This is a genomic window from Bradyrhizobium sp. USDA 4011, from assembly GCF_054063415.1.
Genome location: NZ_JBSSGG010000001.1, coordinates 3564436 through 3580781, shown reverse-complemented (window position 1 = coordinate 3580781; position 16346 = coordinate 3564436). Strand labels below are relative to the sequence as shown.

Below are 16346 nucleotides of genomic sequence, written 5' to 3'. Positions count from 1 at the left end.
TTCGTCGCTTCGCTCCTCGCAATGACGACAGCAACTCACCTAGTCATCAAACATCTTCGGCGGCAAGAAGCCGCCGAACTCGCGCTCGATCAGCTCGGCGAGCTTCAGCGGCGTGCGGTCTTCCAGCATCGGGCCGACGATCTGCACGCCGACCGGCAATCCGTCGGGCGCAAAGCCGGTCGGGATCGCGGTGGAGGGCAGGCCCGGCAGGGTGGCGATGCCGGGCCAGGCGAGCTGGTCGGTATACACATGCGGCTCGCCGTCGATCAAAATTCGCCGCTGCTCCTGGTCGGGCGAATGATCGTGCGGATAGGCCGGCGTCGGCATGATCGGGCAGATCACGGCGTCGAACGACTTGAACAGCTCGCGCCATTGCGCGCGCAGCCGGGCGCGGCCGCCGTCGGCGATCACCCAGTCGCGATGGCTGAGCGCGATGCCGCGCAGGCGCTCGGCTTGCAGGCTGGTGTCGCTGGCCGGCAGCGCAGCTGCCGCCGCGCAGGCGCCGGCATAGACCTCCGGCGGGAAGGTCGCCCCAAGGAACGACAGCAGGATCCGCATGTAAAGCCGCGAGGACGCGGCGAAGTCCGGCAGCAGCGGGCTCGAGCGAGACACCTTCGCGCCGGCCTTGTCGAGATTGCTCGCGAGCTTGTCGATGCTTCCGCGGATCACCTTGTCGGTCGGCAGCACCGGATCGCTGTCGATCACGAGGACGCGGAAATCCTTCAGGGCGGTGTGGCGCGCCGCCGGCAGGTCCAGCCGGTACGCCTTGCCCGCTTCGAGCGGATCGGGACCGGCCATCACGTCGAGCACGAGTGCGAGGTCGGCCGCGCCGCGCGCCATCGGGCCGATCACGGACAGGTCGCGATCGAACGGCAGGGGCGGCAGCGGCGGCGGGGTGTGACCACGCGACGGCAGCAGCGCGAAGGTCGGCTTGTGCGCATAGATGCCGCAGTGGAATCCCGGCACGCGCAGCGAGCCGCCGATGTCGGAGCCGAGCGACAATGCGCCGTAGCCCGCGGCAAGCGCCGCCGACGATCCGCCGGAGGAGCCGCCCGGCGTGCGGCCGAGGTCGTAAGGGTTGTTGGTGGTGCCGTAGATCTCGTTGTAGCTCTGCCAGTCGGCGAGGCCGACCGGCACGTTGGTCTTGCCGAGGATGACGGCGCCGGCGTCCTTTACCCGCGTGATCGAGAGCGCGTCTTCCGCCGGCACGAAGTCCTTTTGCGGCAGGAAGCCCCAGGTCGTCGGCAATCCCGCGACGTTGAAGGATTCCTTCACCGTCATGGGAATGCCGAGCAGCGGTCTGTGCTCGCCGCGCGCGATCGCGGCATCGGCAGCGCGGGCAGCAGCGAGGCCCCGCTCGAAATCGCGCACGCAAACTGCGTTGATCTTGCCGTCATGGCGCTCGATGCGGCCGATCGCGTCTTCCGCTAGTTCGACGGCCGAGACCTGCCTGTTGCGCAGCGCCTCCGACAGTTCGACGGCGGTCTTGAAACTCCATTGCGATTTGGCCACAGCGTGCTCCCTTGTTCTGGCGGCGATCATGCGCAGAATGGAACGGGCGGGCAAGACCGGCTTGATCGCAATTGCGCTGGCCGCCTAGCCCGGAAGCATGCGCTGCATGACGCGGTCGCGGTAGATCAGCGAGTGCACCAGCGCGGTCGCGACGTGGAGGCAGATCAGCACCAGCAGAGACCATTCTGCAGCCTGATGCAGGCCGTCGATCGCCTTGCCGGCCGCTGTATTGTCCGAGACCAGCATCGGCAGCGGCATCACGTAGAAGAACGAGACGGTCCAGCCGCGAAACGATGCAAACAGCCAGCCGCTGATGGTCGTTGCCAGCACGAGAACATAGAGCATCCAGTGCACGGCTTCCGAGCTCAGCCGTTGCCACGCAGGCAGCGAGCTTTCCGGCGCGACCGGGTGCGTCAGCCGCCAGATGAACCGCAGCACGATGAGCGCAAGGATGACGATGCCGAGGGAAATATGGAACGTCATGGCGGCGCCGGGAGCCTGACCGCGATGAATGTCCGGCATCAGCCAGCCGATCGGGTATTGCACCGCCAGCAGGGCGACGATCACCCAATGCAGCAGCTTCGCGGTGGTGCCGTAATGCAGGCGACCGGTCATAAACTTTCGAGCCGTTTCTGAGATTGTCGAGCCAATCTAATACGGCGTGCTGCGCGCCGACAGATGCGCCATCGGATTGATGGGGCCGCTCGCGCTGGCGCGCTCGCTGCTCTCCTTGGTCCCGGGCACCGGGAAGGCGTATTCGATGATGGTCTTGACCACGAGCCGGTCGGATGCCCGCGTCAGGCCGTAGCCGACGCCGAAGTCGATGTCGACATCACCCACCTTGAAGTCGGTCACCGCGAACAATGTGTGCTGCTGCTCGGCGAGCGGGCTGAAGGCGCCGATCTTGCCGAAATCGGCATAGTATTCGAGGCCGACATACACATCGTCCTTCAGCTTGCGCGCCACGCGCGCGGCCGGCGCGAAATCCGCCTCGCCATATCTGCCGAAGCCGACATCGACGATCGGGTTGACGATGAATTCATAGTCCGCGTTGCGCACGCCGATGATCGGCCGGATCTCCAAGCCCCAGCGGGTCTGCGCGAACTTCGGCATCTCGTAGCTCAGCTCGAAATTGATGCCGTAGAACAGGTTGCGCTTGTCGGCGTTCGGCGAGACGAACAGCGTGCGCAGCTTGAATGCATTGGACAGGAATTGCCGGTCCTGCACGGCAAACGGCAGATAGAGCCCGAGCTCCCACCAATCCGTCATGCCATAGGCAAATTCCGGCGTGCCGTTAAGGCTGTGGTTGGAGGGAAAGCCGCCGGGAAACGGCGGGTCCTTCTGGCCGATGCCGACATAGTTGAGATGCTGCTCGACGGTGAGCTGGCCGACTGCCGCAATGCCGGCATTGTAGACCTGGATCTCATCGGTCGCCCGCGCATGGCTGCTGTATCCGACCGCGCCGAGCGCAATCAGCACCGCGCTGGCTAGATCTCTACATTGGTGCCGGGATCGCATCGGGAGCCTCGCCGTCCTACGCCGCGCCGATCAGGATGCCGACCGCGAGCACGATCGCGCCGCCGAGCACGATCTGGAATACCGCCTGCAGGAACGGCGTGTCCATATAGCGCGAGCGGATGAAGGCGATCGCCCACAACTCGAAGAACACCACGATCCCGGCGATCGCGGTCGCGATCCAGAATGCGTTCGGCCAGGCATCGGGCACCAGATAGGGAATGGTGTGGCCGAGGCCGCCGAGTGTCGTCATCAATCCGCAGGTGATGCCGCGCAGCCAGGGCGAGCCGCGCCCGGTCAGCGAGCCGTCGTCGGACAGCGCTTCGGCAAAGCCCATGCTGATGCCGGCGCCGATCGAGGCGGCGAGGCCGACCAGAAACGTCTGCCAGTTGTGATGGGTGGCGAAGGCGGCGGCGAACAGCGGCGCCAAGGTCGAGACCGAGCCGTCCATCAGTCCGGCGAGGCCCGGCTGCACATATTGCAGCACGAACATCCGCCGCCGCGTGCGGTCTTCCTCTGCGCGCACATCTGGCTTGAGGATGTCGCCGGTCAGCTTGACCGCGAGTTTCTCGTGGCCCTTCTCCTCTTCGGCGAGATCGCCGAGCAGCCGGCGTACGCCGGTATCCTCAGCCTTTTCTGCCGCCTTGGCATAGAAGCGCTCGGCCTCCAGTTCCATGGTCTCGACTTCCTTGCGGATGGTGTCGAGCGGCAGGTTCTTGGTCAGCCAGATCGGACGCCGGCGCAGAAAGCCTTTGACGTCCTCGCGCCGGATCGGCGGCAGATGGGGGCCGAAGCGCTGCTCGTAGGTCTCCAGCAGACGGTGGCGATGGCCGCGCTCTTCCTCCGCCATTTCCTCGAAGATCTTTGCGGTATCGGGATAACGATCGGCGAGGTCCTCGGCGAAGGACATGTAGATGCGGCTGTCCTCCTCCTCGGAGGCAATCGCGACCGCCAGCACCTCGCGCTCGGTCAGATCGGCGAAATTCTTCACGGCAGACGCCTTGTTTTCAGAGTTTAGAATTAGAATAATTCTAATATTTGTTCGTCAGTCCGAGGTCAATCCTGGATGGGTGCGTCTCTGCCCGTTCGTGATCAAGATCAGGGGAACCAGGCTGTGCTACGTCCGTTCGAGTTCCTGCTGTGCACGAGAGGATGCCATGGACACCGTCAAATTCCGCCTGAACGACGCGCGACTGGCGCCGCGGCGGACGAAACTCGAGATTCCGGGCTGGGCCGGCAACCGTGAGCCGCGCAGCGATGGTTCGCGCGAGCAGGTCTGGCATTGCGTGCCGTTCTCGGAAGGCGCGCAATACGGGATCGAGCTGTTCTATCCCTATGATTTCGAGCTGCGCGTCACCACGAAGGACGGAAGGCTACAACTCGACGCCGATTGGGGTGAGCCGCCGGACAGCGGCGTGCAGTGGCCGCCGTTCCGGAATTTCGGCGACGCGTTCTACACCTATCAGATATTGCTCGATCTCAAGGTCGAGAAGGGCATGGCGATCCGTACCGAACCGCATCCGCGCTTCTACACCGATCGCTCCGACACCGTGCCGATCGCCGTTCCGGCGCTCGTGCGCAATTGGTGGCCGATGATGTTCTTCACGGTGTTCAAGGCGCCGGCGGAAGGGCGCACTCACATTTTCCGGCCGAACGAGCCGTTCGCCCAGATCATCGTGATTCCCGAGGAAGCGAACTTTCAGCTCGAGCAGATGGGCGAGGAGGAGGCCGCCGAACGCGAATTGCAGGCGCGCCGCATCTACAACAATCGGCCCAAACTGGCCGCCGGAACGGAATGGACGTCGTCATCGGACACGGTGTTCGACGGCACATATCGCCATCTGCACCGCGCCGCAAAGGAGAAGGCGCGCAACGATTGAGCGAGATGCCGCATCATAGTTGACAAAACAACGGGGCCCGCGGGCCCCGTTGTGGTATCGCCGATCGGGCGCGATCGCTCAGTAATCGCGACGGTAGAAGCTGTGATGATGATGGTGGTGATGATGGTGATGGTGGTAGCGCCGATAGCGCGGCACCACGATGACCGGGCGCTCGTAGTAGCCGCGGCGATAGTAGCCGTGATGATGGTGGTGGTGATGGTGGTGGTAGTACTGTGCAAGCTGCACGTTCTCGCGGACCGGAGCGGGCGCAGCCTCGTCGAGCGCCTGCAGCTTTGCGGAGGCGTTCGAGATCGGCTCCAACAGGTCCGCGTATGAGTTCGCCTGCAGAACGTCGGCCGGGTTCGGCCCAGGCGCAGCTTCGGCGGCACCGACCGCGCCGAACGCGGCCACCGCTCCCAGAAGTCCAGCGATTTTCTTATCCATCTTTGCTCTCCTCAAAAAGTCGCCGGACCGAGCGCCGGTTTCTAGCAACGCCAATCATTGCCCAATGTTTCGTGAACCGCGCATTAACGCCCTGTGACGGGATCGTGGCGGCAGGCATCCGCATCTGACGCGGGACGGATGCCGGTTCGCGCGAAGAAAACCTGCCAAAACAAGAATCTAGAGCGACTGATTCGATCAGAACCGAAGTGGCTCTAGCTTGCGCGATCGAGGAACTGCAGCAGCAGCCGGCTCACTTCGTCCGGCTGCTCCTGCTGCACCCAGTGGCCGGCTCCGTCGATCAGGTGGCAGCCGATCATTTTGGTACAGGCCCTGGTCTGCATCGTCTCGAACACGCCGGGCCGCTGATAGGTGCCCCAATCCTGCTTGCCCGAGATGAACGCGGATGGTTGTTCGATGCAGCGGCCGCTCCAGGTCTGCAATTCCGGAGTGAACGCGCCTGACGTGCCGCAGCGATACCATTGCAGCCCGCCCTGGAATCCCGTGCGCTGATACTCCGCGCTGTAATAGGCCAGCTCGTGGTCCGGTAGCCATGCGTTGGCGGCGATCGCCTCGCGCGACGGCATCTCCTCGGCGACCGTCGCGGCCATGTCCTTGGCGAGGTCCATCACATAGTAGGTCGGCAGTTTGGCCAGTTCGCCCGCCGACCAGGACTGCAGCGGATAGGGCTTGTTGCCGGTCCAGTCGGCGCTCTTGTGATGATAGTAAGCGCGCAGGAAGTCGTGCACGCCCTGCGGCGCGCGATGCATGTCGTCGTTGGCCTGATACGTCGAATAGTACCACTGGTAATGCTTGCGCGGCCTCGGCAGCGCGGCGAGCTCGCGATGCACGGGGTCTTCGGTCGCGGGCTTCGCCGGCTCATTGGCCGTGTTGAACGGCAGCGGCGGCGGCCCTGCGAACGGCGCGCTCATCATCACCACCGCACGGAACACGTCGGGGCGGATCAGCGCGCACCATGCCGCGATCGACGAGCCGAAATCGTGCCCGATCACCGCATCGACGTGCTTGTAGCCGAACGCCGCCACCAGCCCGAGCGCATCGCGCACCAGATTGGGCAGGCGGAAGGGGGCGAGGTCGCCGTCATACCCCGCGCTCCAGCCTGTGGTGCGGCCATAGCCGCGCTGGTCCGGCGCGATCACGTGATAGCCGGCCGCGGCAAGCCTCGGCATCACCTTGCGCCAGGAGAACGCCAGCTCGGGAAAACCGTGCAGCAGCAGCAGGCAGGGACGGCCGGCTGTTTCGAAGCCCGCCTCCAGCACATGCATGCGCAGGCCGTTGATCCCGTCGACATAACGCGAGCGGATGGTGGCGGGCAGTGGGACGTCGGGGAGCGTTTCCATCGTGCAGATCACCTGTTGGGCCTCGCCGCACAACCAGCGCATTTTGCTGTATGCTGGCGGCCATCGATTCACGATAGCAACTTTGGCCACGGGATGCATACCGCATGCGCCACGCGAGGATTGCAGAGCTGCCCGGCCGGATGTCGCGTCTTGGCGTGATGATCGTGGCCGCCGGCCTGATGCTGATGTCCGCGGTCCGCGCGGCCGACATCAAGGAGCTCACCGAAAAATTGCCGCGCGCCTATATCGGCGAATTCCTGTGGGATGGCGACAACACTGTGCAGAACGTCGTCATCACCTTCGACAAGGTGCAGGTCCTGAACGAGCAGAACGCGGAAGCCCGAGGCTGCGGTTCGTATGAGGTCGGCCGTCATGTGACCAGGATCGGCGTGCAGATGTTCATCCGGCTGTCCGATCTCGAGGTCGAGATCTTCGAACGGTCGCCCGACGGCAACGGGACGTTCGAGACCGACGGCAGCCATCGCGGCAAGCTGTCGGGGGATTTTCAGCAGATCGATGCGCAGTGGACTACCACAGCATCGGGCAAGCACGGCCAACTGCATTTGCGTGCCGCGGCGTCGGTGGCGTGCGGACCGGCCGAGGATTTGTAGGTCGGCGGGTTGGGCGCGAGCGGCGTCCCGCATGCGCTCTTCATCCTCCTGGAGCGCGGGTGCGGATCGCCTGCACGACTTCGGAATATTAGAAATATACCCCTGAGTTGCCCGACGTGTCAAGTTGCCTTGTCGAACGCCGGCAGCCGCCAGCTCCTTTGCATGGGGTTGTTTTCGATATTTTGGCCGCGCGCGGCGGTGGCCATCCAGGGGAGGTGAACCGCGGTCACGCCCTGGCAGGCGCCTTCGGCCAGTATCTGTCGCGCAGATGCCGCTTCACCAGTTTCCCGGTCGGGGTCCGCGGCAACTCTTGCTCGAAATCGATGCTCTTCGGGCATTTGATCGGTGACAGATGCTGGCGGCAGAACGCGATCAGCTCGGCCTCGAGCTTCTTGCCGGCCGTGGCGATGTCGTGCGGCTGCACCACGGCCTTGACCTCTTCGCCCATCTCCTCGTTCGGCACGCCGAACACCGCGACGTCGGAGACCGCGGGATGCGTGATCAGCACGTCCTCGGTCTCCTGCGGGTAGATGTTCACGCCGCCGGAGATGATCATGTAGCTCTTGCGGTCGGTGAGGTAGAGGAAGCCCTCTTCATCGAGGTAGCCGACGTCGCCGAGCGTCGACCAGCCCTTGGCGTTGTAGGCCTTCTTCGTCTTCTCGGGATCGTTGTGATAGCTGAAAACCGGCGCGTCGGCGAAATAGACCTGGCCGATCTGGCCGGTCGGCGCCTCCTCGTCGTTCTCGTCGAGAATCTTGACCTTGCCGACCACGGCGCGGCCGACCGTGCCGCGATGGGTCAGCCATTGCTGCGAGGTCGAGACGGTGACACCGTTGCCTTCGGAGCCGGCGTAATACTCGATCAGGATCGGTCCCCACCATTCGATCATCTTGGCTTTCACGTCGACGGGGCAGGGCGCGGCGGCGTGGATCGCCCCCTTCAGCGATGAGACGTTGTAGCGGGCGCGCACCTCGTCGGGCAGCTTCAGCATGCGCACGAACATGGTCGGCACCAGCTGCGACTGCGTCACCTTGTGCTTCTCGACCTGCTTCAGGAACTCCTCGGCGTCGAAATGCTCCATGATGATGGAGGTGCCTCCCAGCACGGTTGCCATCATGTTGAAGCGCAGCGGAGCCGCGTGATAGAGCGGCGCCGGCGACAGATAGATCGAGTCGGCATTCATGCCGCACATATCGGCGGTGAGGATCCGCAGGAACGGGTTCGGCACGTCGATCCGGTTGCCCTCGAATTCCTTCTTGATGCCCTTGGGCCGGCCGGTGGTGCCGGAGGAATACAGCATGTCGTAGCCCGCAACCTCGTCGGCAACCGGCGTGGACGGCTGCGCGGCGGCCTCCTTGTCATAGGAGCGGAAGCCCGGGGCCGGCTCGTCCATCATGTAGAACAGCGGCTCGCCCGGCTCGCCCTTGATCAGGCCCTTCACCTTGTCGGCGCATTGCGGCGTGGTGATGAACACCTTCGCACCGCAGTCTTTGATGATATAGGCAATCTCCTCTTCGGTCAGGTAGCGGCTGATCGCCGTGTAATAGAGCCCCGAGCGCTGCGCGGCCCAGCAGATCTCCATGAAGGCGAGGCGGTTCTCCATCAGGATCGCGATGTGGTCGCCGGGCTTCAGGCCGAGCGAGCGGAACAGATGCGCGCCCTGGTTCGAGAGCTCGTCGAGCTCGCGATAGGTGATCGCCTTGCCGCTGCCCGCCATCTGGTAGGCGATCTTGTTCGGATGGTTGCGCGCGTGGATGGACGGGTGGGTCAAAGATGTTTCCTCAGGTGGTGCGTCGTCCCTGCGAAGCAGGGACCCATAACCACCGTGTTGTGTTGTTGAAATGGGTTAGGGCCGCAGCCCGGCATAACCACAAGCACCTGTGGTCGGGTCCCGGCTCAAGGCTGAGACGACACCTTTTGTGTGGCCGCTTGTACGGCTCGTTTGTCCGTTGATGCGGACTCTCTCTTACAGCCGCTCGACGATCGTCACGTTGGCCATGCCGCCGCCTTCGCACATGGTCTGCAGGCCGTAGCGCTTGTTGCGCTGCTTCAGGGCGTGCAGCAGCGTCGTCATCAGCTTGGTGCCGCTGCCGCCGAGCGGATGGCCGAGCGCGATCGCGCCGCCATTGACGTTGAGCCGGGCCGGATCGGCGCCGGTGGTCTTCAGCCACGCGGTCGGCACCGAGGCGAAGGCCTCGTTGACCTCGAACAGGTCGATGTCGTCGATTGTCATGCCGGCCTTCTGCAGCGCGCGCTGGGTTGCCGGCAGCGGCGCTTCCAGCATGATCACGGGGTCGCCGCCCATCATGGTGAGGTGATGGATGCGGGCCATCGGCTTGACGCCGAGCGCCTTGAGGCCCTTCTCGTTGACGACCATCACGCCGGAGGCGCCGTCGCAGATCTGGCTGGCGCTCGCCGCGGTCAGCTTGCCGTTCTCGGCGATCAGCTTGACGCCCTTGATGCCGTCGAGGCTGGCGTCGAAGCGGATGCCTTCGTCGATGTGGTGGGTGTCGGTCGAGCCGTCGGCGCGGGTGATTGTCACCGGCACGATCTCGTCCTTGAAGTGGCCGGCTTGCGTGGCCGCGATCGCGCGCTGGTGGCTGTTGTAGGAATATTCGTCGAGTTCGTCCTTCGACAGGCCGTACTTCTCGGCCATCATCTCCGCGCCGGTGAACTGGCTGAACACGATGTTGGGATATTTCGCCTCGATGCCCGGGCTCTTGTAGTGGCCGAAGCCGTTCTTGGCGGGCAGCGAGGAGGCGAGCCCCATCGGCACGCGGGTCATCGATTCCACGCCGGCGGCGATCACGCAGTCCATGGTGCCGCTCATCACCGCCTGCGCCGCGAAGTGCAGCGCCTGCTGCGAGGAGCCGCACTGGCGGTCGATCGAGGTCGCGGGCACGCTCTCCGGCAGCTTCGAGGCCATCACCGCGTTGCGCGCGATGTTGGTGGACTGCTCGCCGGTCTGCATCACGCAGCCCATGATCACGTCCTCGACCTGCGCCGGGTCGGCGCCTGATCGTTCGACCAGCGCATCGAGCACGGTGGCGGCCAGATCGGCCGGATGCCAGCCGGCGAGACGCCCTCCCTTGCGGCCGCCAGCGGTGCGGGCGGCGGCGACGATAAATGCCTCGGCCATGTCTGTTCTCCCTGATGTTTCTGGATTGGGCGGTTTTGAAAGTTGGGCCGGATTTAAGGGGCGGCTCAGCATTTAGTCAATCAATCAATTAACTCTTGAGTGCAGCCCCGCCATGGGCTTATGTGCGGCCTCGATTTACCGGCGAGCCAGGAAACAGCTAGGAACAGCCGGGGACACAGAGCGGGACCAGAGCGCAGTTGAATACCAGCGTACCGACGAAACTTCCGGCCGGCAAAAATGCCACTGCCGACAAGCTATTGGTCGCAGCCAGCGAGCTGATGATCGAGCGCGCCTCGATCGAGGTGTCGCTGTCCGACATCGCGCAGAAGTCGGGCGTCAACGCCGCGCTGGTGAAATATCATTTCGGCAACAAGGACGGCCTGTTGCTGGCGCTGCTCGCGCGCGACGCCGCCACCGAGATCTCGCAGCTCGAATATCTCATCAGCCAGCCGATCACGCCGTCCGCGAAACTGCGCCTGCATATCGGCGGCATCATCCGCGCCTATCACCAGTTCCCCTATATGAACCGGCTGATCCATTATCTCCTGCACGAGAGCTCGACTGCCGCCGCGAACGAGGTGTCGAAATTCTTCGTCGCGCCGCTTTTGGATTTTCACCGCCGCCTGCTCGCAGAGGGCATCAAGGCCGGTGAGTTTCGCAAGATCGATCCGGTGCTGTTCTACACCAGCCTGATCGGCGCCTGCGATCACCTGTTCTTCGGCCGCCACGCGATGTCGCGCGCGGTCGGCGTCGGTCCGGTCACCGACGAGGTCTGCCGCGAATATATCAAGCATATGGAAGCCTTGATCTTCGGCGGCGTGCTCAATCCCGATAAGGAAACGGCAGCGGTTGCCGCCGGATAACAAGTTCGAAGTCTAGAGAAGAAACGCCCAAGGAAAGGTTGCTCCCATGCAGTTGAAAGACGTTGCCGTTCTCATCACCGGCGGTGGCTCCGGCCTCGGTGCCGCAACCGCGCGCGCCATGGCCGCCAAGGGCGCCAAGATCGGCGTGATCGACCAGAACAAGGAAAACGCCGAGAAGGTCGCCGCCGAAGTGAAGGGCGTTGCCCTGCACGCCGACGTCACCGACGAGGAGGCGATCAAGGCCGCGATCGCCAAGGCCGAGGCCGCGCACGGCATCGCCCGCGTGCTGATGAACTGCGCCGGCATCGGCGGCTCGCAGCGTATCGTCGGCAAGGACGGCGTCTATCCGCTGGCGAAGTTCGTCCGCATCATCAACGTCAATCTGATCGGCACCTTCAACGTGCTGCGCCTGTTCGCCGAGCGCCTCGCCACCGCCGAGACGATCGGCGAGGAGCGCGGTGTCGTAATCAACACCGCATCCGTCGCAGCCTATGAAGGCCAGATCGGCCAGATCGCCTATTCGGCCTCGAAGGGCGGCGTCGTCGGCCTCACGCTGCCGGCCGCGCGCGACCTCGCCAGCCTGAAGATCCGCGTCAACACCATCGCGCCGGGCCTGTTCCTGACCCCGCTCTTGATGGGTCTCAACGAGGAAGCCCGCAAGAGCCTCGGCGCCCAGGTGCCGCATCCGGCCCGCCTCGGCGACGCCTCGGAGTACGGCAACCTCGCGGTCCACATCGTCGAGAACCCGATGCTCAACGGCGAAACCATCCGCCTCGACGGCGCCATCCGCATGGCGCCGCGCTAAGCCACAAGCTCGACTGTCGTCCCGGCCTTGCGCGCAATTGCGCGCTGGAGCCAGGACCCATACTCCGCGGCGTCTGTAACAGGCAAACCTGGCAGACGCCGCGCAAAAACACCAAAAGCCTGTGGTTATGGATCCCGGCTCGCGCTTCGCTTGGCCGGGACGACGGTCGGGAGGACCATGCGCGTGTCTCAGCCGCTGCTGATCGAACATCACGACGGAACAGATTGGGTCACGCTCAATCGCCCGGAAAGCCTGAACGCGCTCGATCCCTCGCTGATCGACGCGCTCAATGTCTACTTCCAGGGCCTGCAGCGCAATCGCGACACCCGTGTCGTGGTGCTGAAGGGCGCCGGCGCGAATTTCTGCGCCGGGCTCGACCTCAAGCATGCGATGGCGCGCCGCGGCGGACAGGCCGAACCGCCCGGCGTCACCGAGTCGCTCGACTCGCAGCGCCGCATTGCCGATATCGTGATGCTGATGCGACGCTGTCCGCAGCCGATCATCGCGCTGGTGCAGGGCGCGGCCGCCGGCGGTGGTTTTGCGCTGGCGCTCGCCGCCGACATCCGCATCGCGGCGAAGAACGCGCGGATGAACTGCGCCTTCATCAAGCTCGGCCTCGGCGGCTGCGACATCGGCACCAGCTACTTCCTGCCGCGCCTCGTCGGCGTGTCGGTCGCCTCCGAATTGATCCTCACCGGGCGCTTCATCAACGCGGACCGCGCGCTTGCCGTCGGTCTTGTGTCTGAAGTGGTGGAGGCGTCCGATCTCGACGCTGCGGCCAATCCTTATGTCGACGCGATGATGACGGCCTCGCCGGTCGGCCTCCGCCTCTCGAAGGAGTGCCTCAACATGAGCGTCGATGCCGGCTCGATCGAGGCCGTGATCGCGATGGAGGATCGCAATCAGGTGCTGTGCAGCCGCTCGGAAGATTTCCAGGAAGGCATCAAGGCCTTTCTCGAGAAACGAAAGCCTGTCTATATCAGGCGCTGAGAACAGATCCTCAAAAGGACGAGAATTCCGGGAGACGCAAAATGGATGGAGGCGCGGCGATGCTGACGAAGCCTGCCTTTCGCAAGGTGGATTGGCTCGCGCGTGACATCGCGGTCGAGCGGCGCGCTGACGGGACCGTCGTCCTGAAGTCGCGGATCCCGTTGCAGGCCTACGAGACGCACATCCCGGCCTATCTTGCCAAATGGGCGGCAGAGGCGCCGGAGCGGATCTGGCTGGCGCAACGCGGCGGCCCCGACCGGCGGTGGCGCAAGGTCTCCTATGGTGAAGCCAAGCGCACCGTCGATGCGCTGACGCAGGGCCTGCTCGATCTCGGCATCGCCGACGGCCGGCCGGTCGCGATCCTGTCCGGCAATTCGATCGAGCACGCGCTGATGACGCAGGCTGCGATGCAGGCGCGGCTGCCGGCCGCGCCGGTGTCGCCGGCCTATTCGCTGATGAGCCAGGATCATCTCAAGCTCAAATACCTCTTCAACCTGATCAAGCCCGCCGTCGTGATGGTGCAGGACGGTCCGACCTTCGAAAGGGCGCTGAAGGCGATCGATCTTACCGGCATCACGGTTGTTCACGTGCAGCGTCCCTGTGAGGGGATCAAGAGCGTGTCCTTCGCCGAGCTCGCGGCAACGCCGGTGACGGCCGATGTCGGCGCGTCGATCGCGAAGATCGCGCCCGACACCGTCGGCAAGCTGCTGTTCACCTCGGGCTCGACCGGCATGCCCAAGGCTGTCATCAACACCCAGCAGATGATGTGCGCCAATGCGGCGATGATGATGCAGGTGCGCCCGCGTGAAACGGCCGGCCCGATCCCGACCGTGCTCGACTGGATGCCGTGGAACCACACCATGGGCGGCAACGCCGCGTTCAATCCGGTGCTGGTCGACGGCGGCACGCTCTATATCGACGACGGCCGGCCGATGCCCGGGCAACTCGAGGAGACCATCAGGAACCTGCGCGAGGTGTCGCCGACCTATTACGCCAACGTGCCGGCGGGCTATGCCGCGCTCGCGGCGGCGATGGAGAAGGACGAGGCGCTGTGCGCGAGCTTCTTCAAGAACCTCTCGATCATGGCCTATGGCGGCGCCCGGCTGCCCGACGATCTCTATGACCGGATGCAGGCGCTGGCGGTGAAGACGACGGGCGAGCGCATCGTGTTCTACACCGGCTGGGGCTCGACCGAGACCGCGCCGACCTCGACCGGCACCTATTGGGACACCGAGCGCGTCGGCCTGATCGGCCTGCCGTTCCCCGGCGTCGAGCTGAAGATGGTGCCGTGCGGTTCGAAGTACGAATTGCGGCTGCGCGGCGTCAACGTCACGCCGGGCTATTTCGGCCAGCCGGACCTCACCGCGAAAATGTTCGACGAGGAGGGCTTCTACTGCATCGGCGACGCCGGCGTGTTCGTGGATCCCGAGGACCCGCTGCAGGGCATCATCTTTGCCGGCCGCGTGGTCGAGGACTTCAAGCTGACCACAGGCACCTTCGTCCATGTCGGCTCGCTGCGCACCGATGCGATATCAGCTGCGACGCCGGTCGTTCATGACGCACTGGTGGCCGGGCAGGATCGCGAGTTCATCGGCCTGTTGTGCTGGCCCAACCTGCATGCCTGCCGTCAGCTGGTCGGCAATGCGGACGCAACCTATGAGGATGTGGTCCGGCATCCCGAGGTGGTCGCCTGTCTCAGGAAAGGCTTGCAGGCGCACAATGCATCTTGCACCGGCAGCAGCATGCGCATCGCGCGTGCGATGCTGATGGTCGAGCCGCCGTCGATCGACGGCAACGAGCTCACCGACAAGGGCTACATCAACCAGCGCGCCGGCCTCGAACGCCGCGCCGCACTGGTGGAGAAGCTCTACGCCGGCAAGCCCGGCGATGAGGTGATCGTGCTGTGATGAGGCCGACGCTCTCTCCATTCGTCATTTCCGGGCTCGCGCTTCACGCGCCCCGGAATGACGGCCAATTGAAACGACAAGAACCAAGAAGGTAGCCGCCATGAATTTCGATTTCTCCGACGAACAGAAGCAGATGCGCGACGAGGCGCGGAAGTTCCTCAGCGAGCAGTGCCCGCCGAAGGCCGTGCGCGAGGTGCTCGACGGCAAGGCGCCCTACGACAAGGCACTCTGGAAAGGTCTCGCCGAGATGGGCTTCCTCGGCGTCGCGATCCCGGAGAAGTTCGGCGGCGCGGGTGCCGGCCATCTCGAGCTCTGCGTGATCGCGGAGGAAATGGGCCGCGCGCTGGCGCCGGTGCCGTTCTCGTCCACGGTCTATCTCGCCGCCGAAGCGCTCCTGATCGCAGGCAGTGACGCGCAGAAGCAGAAGTGGCTGCCGAAGATCGCCTCCGGCGATGCCATCGGCACGCTGGCGCTGTTCGAGGGCAAGGGCAATCCGTCGCCGAAGGCGATCAAGGTCACGGCCAATGGCGGCGTGCTCAACGGCGTCAAGAAGCCGGTCGCCGACGGCGCGATCGCCGATTTCGCCGTTGTCGCCGCGCGCACCGGTTCGAGCGGTCGCGAGTCGGACATTTCGTTGTTCATCGTCGATCTCAAGGCCGGCGGCGTCGAGGTCAAGTCGCTCACCAACATCGATCTGACCCGCGGCCAGGCCGAGATCGCCTTCAAGGACGCCAAGGCCGAACCGCTGGGCGCCACAGGCGAGGGCTGGGGTTTGATCACCCAGGTGCTGGATCGTGCCGCCGTGTTGATGGCGTTCGAGCAGGTCGGCGGCGCCGACCGCGCGCTGGAGATGGGCCGCGACTATGCGCTCGACCGTATCGCGTTCGGCCGTCCGATCGGCTCGTTCCAGGCGGTGAAGCACATGCTGGCCGACATGTATGTCTCGGCGACCCTGGCGCGCTCGAACTGCTACTACGGTGCCTGGGCGCTCTCGACCAATGCCGGCGAACTGCCGGAAGCGGCAGCCGCCGCGCGCATCAGCGCAACGCAGGCGTTCCAGCACTGCGCCAAGAACAACATCCAGGTCCATGGCGGCATGGGTTTCACCTGGGAGTTCGACTGCCACATGTACTACCGCCGCGCCAATGCGGTGGCGCTCGGTCTCGGCAGCCTGTCCTATTGGGAAGACGCGCTGATCGACCGCATGCGCAAGAAGAACGCGGCGTGAGGATTCGCAACTTGTAGGATGGGAATGGGTAGAGCGTAGCGAAACCCATCATGGCGCGGGTGGTCCAAAGATGGGTTTCGCTTCGCTCTACCCA

15 protein-coding genes are annotated in these 16346 nt (G+C 64.6%); 7 read left to right on the top strand and 8 right to left on the bottom strand.

From position 1 onward, the window contains the following. Nucleotides 1-39 precede the first annotated feature (39 nt). From ACVW1C_RS16740 to mbfA, 4 genes are all read right to left on the bottom strand, one after another. Nucleotides 40-1512, bottom strand: coding sequence for an amidase (locus ACVW1C_RS16740; RefSeq protein WP_456759366.1), 1473 nt, complete (start codon nt 1510-1512; stop codon nt 40-42). Nucleotides 1513-1596: 84 nt separating this feature from the next. Then, nucleotides 1597-2127 (bottom strand): cytochrome b, encoded by a 531-nt coding sequence (locus ACVW1C_RS16735; protein WP_456759365.1) that lies wholly within the window; start codon nt 2125-2127, stop codon nt 1597-1599. A 36-nt stretch (nt 2128-2163) separates the two neighbouring features. Further along, complete coding sequence (locus ACVW1C_RS16730) at nt 2164-3030, bottom strand: hypothetical protein (RefSeq protein WP_456759364.1); 867 nt, start codon at nt 3028-3030, stop codon at nt 2164-2166. A 16-nt stretch (nt 3031-3046) separates the two neighbouring features. Continuing rightward, on the bottom strand, nt 3047-4018 hold the full coding sequence (gene mbfA / locus ACVW1C_RS16725) for an iron exporter MbfA (protein ID WP_456759363.1): 972 nt from the start codon (nt 4016-4018) through the stop codon (nt 3047-3049). Between the two features lie 166 nt (nt 4019-4184). On the opposite strand from mbfA, the gene ACVW1C_RS16720 reads away from it, so the two are divergent. After that, entirely contained in the window at nt 4185-4907 is a 723-nt protein-coding gene (locus tag ACVW1C_RS16720; RefSeq protein ID WP_456759362.1) for a hypothetical protein, read from the top strand. A 78-nt stretch (nt 4908-4985) separates the two neighbouring features. Here ACVW1C_RS16720 and ACVW1C_RS16715 read toward each other — a convergent pair whose 3' ends face one another. Together ACVW1C_RS16715 and ACVW1C_RS16710 are read right to left on the bottom strand one after the other, a co-directional pair. Continuing rightward, complete coding sequence (locus ACVW1C_RS16715; RefSeq protein WP_456759361.1) at nt 4986-5351, bottom strand: hypothetical protein; 366 nt, start codon at nt 5349-5351, stop codon at nt 4986-4988. 212 nt (nt 5352-5563) lie between these two features. Then, nucleotides 5564-6709, bottom strand: a complete 1146-nt coding sequence (locus ACVW1C_RS16710; protein WP_456759360.1) for an alpha/beta fold hydrolase — start codon at nt 6707-6709, stop codon at nt 5564-5566. Between the two features lie 104 nt (nt 6710-6813). Here ACVW1C_RS16710 and ACVW1C_RS16705 point away from each other — a divergent pair, with 104 nt between their 5' ends. Further along, nucleotides 6814-7320 carry a hypothetical protein gene (locus ACVW1C_RS16705; protein ID WP_456759359.1) on the top strand — a complete coding sequence of 169 codons (507 nt, stop codon included), beginning with the start codon at nt 6814-6816 and terminating at the stop codon, nt 7318-7320. 226 nt (nt 7321-7546) lie between these two features. Here ACVW1C_RS16705 and ACVW1C_RS16700 read toward each other — a convergent pair whose 3' ends face one another. Both ACVW1C_RS16700 and ACVW1C_RS16695 read right to left on the bottom strand, forming a co-directional pair. Further along, nucleotides 7547-9091 carry an acyl-CoA synthetase gene (locus ACVW1C_RS16700; protein ID WP_456759358.1) on the bottom strand — a complete coding sequence of 515 codons (1545 nt, stop codon included), beginning with the start codon at nt 9089-9091 and terminating at the stop codon, nt 7547-7549. Between the two features lie 195 nt (nt 9092-9286). After that, nucleotides 9287-10459, bottom strand: a complete 1173-nt coding sequence (locus tag ACVW1C_RS16695; RefSeq protein WP_456759357.1) for an acetyl-CoA C-acetyltransferase — start codon at nt 10457-10459, stop codon at nt 9287-9289. A 197-nt stretch (nt 10460-10656) separates the two neighbouring features. Here ACVW1C_RS16695 and ACVW1C_RS16690 point away from each other — a divergent pair, with 197 nt between their 5' ends. The 5 genes from ACVW1C_RS16690 to ACVW1C_RS16670 all read left to right on the top strand — a co-directional run bounded on the left by ACVW1C_RS16690 (nt 10657) and on the right by ACVW1C_RS16670 (nt 16252). After that, on the top strand, nt 10657-11322 hold the full coding sequence (locus ACVW1C_RS16690; RefSeq protein WP_173640304.1) for a TetR family transcriptional regulator: 666 nt from the start codon (nt 10657-10659) through the stop codon (nt 11320-11322). A gap of 46 nt (nt 11323-11368) precedes the next feature. Then, on the top strand, nt 11369-12127 hold the full coding sequence (locus tag ACVW1C_RS16685) for an SDR family NAD(P)-dependent oxidoreductase (protein WP_074130586.1): 759 nt from the start codon (nt 11369-11371) through the stop codon (nt 12125-12127). A gap of 183 nt (nt 12128-12310) precedes the next feature. Continuing rightward, a complete protein-coding gene (locus ACVW1C_RS16680) occupies nt 12311-13117 on the top strand; it encodes an enoyl-CoA hydratase/isomerase family protein (RefSeq protein ID WP_456763102.1) in 807 nt (268 codons plus the stop codon). Between the two features lie 41 nt (nt 13118-13158). Then, nucleotides 13159-15024, top strand: a complete 1866-nt coding sequence (locus tag ACVW1C_RS16675; RefSeq protein WP_456759356.1) for an AMP-binding protein — start codon at nt 13159-13161, stop codon at nt 15022-15024. A 100-nt stretch (nt 15025-15124) separates the two neighbouring features. Continuing rightward, a complete protein-coding gene (locus tag ACVW1C_RS16670) occupies nt 15125-16252 on the top strand; it encodes an acyl-CoA dehydrogenase family protein (RefSeq protein ID WP_456759355.1) in 1128 nt (375 codons plus the stop codon). Nucleotides 16253-16346: the final 94 nt, after the last annotated feature.

Bases quoted from the DNA above. Each gene is read 5' to 3' on its own strand.
- ACVW1C_RS16735 (WP_456759365.1), bottom strand. From the start codon at position 2,127: ATGACCGGTCGCCTGCATTACGGCACCACCGCGAAGCTGCTGCATTGG.
- ACVW1C_RS16720 (WP_456759362.1), top strand. From the start codon at position 4,185: ATGGACACCGTCAAATTCCGCCTGAACGACGCGCGACTGGCGCCGCGG.
- ACVW1C_RS16710 (WP_456759360.1), bottom strand. From the start codon at position 6,709: ATGGAAACGCTCCCCGACGTCCCACTGCCCGCCACCATCCGCTCGCGT.
- ACVW1C_RS16705 (WP_456759359.1), top strand. From the start codon at position 6,814: ATGCGCCACGCGAGGATTGCAGAGCTGCCCGGCCGGATGTCGCGTCTT.
- ACVW1C_RS16695 (WP_456759357.1), bottom strand. From the start codon at position 10,459: ATGGCCGAGGCATTTATCGTCGCCGCCGCCCGCACCGCTGGCGGCCGC.
- ACVW1C_RS16730 (WP_456759364.1), bottom strand. From the start codon at position 3,030: ATGCGATCCCGGCACCAATGTAGAGATCTAGCCAGCGCGGTGCTGATT.
- ACVW1C_RS16670 (WP_456759355.1), top strand. From the start codon at position 15,125: ATGAATTTCGATTTCTCCGACGAACAGAAGCAGATGCGCGACGAGGCG.
- ACVW1C_RS16675 (WP_456759356.1), top strand. From the start codon at position 13,159: ATGGATGGAGGCGCGGCGATGCTGACGAAGCCTGCCTTTCGCAAGGTG.
- ACVW1C_RS16715 (WP_456759361.1), bottom strand. From the start codon at position 5,351: ATGGATAAGAAAATCGCTGGACTTCTGGGAGCGGTGGCCGCGTTCGGC.
- ACVW1C_RS16685 (WP_074130586.1), top strand. From the start codon at position 11,369: ATGCAGTTGAAAGACGTTGCCGTTCTCATCACCGGCGGTGGCTCCGGC.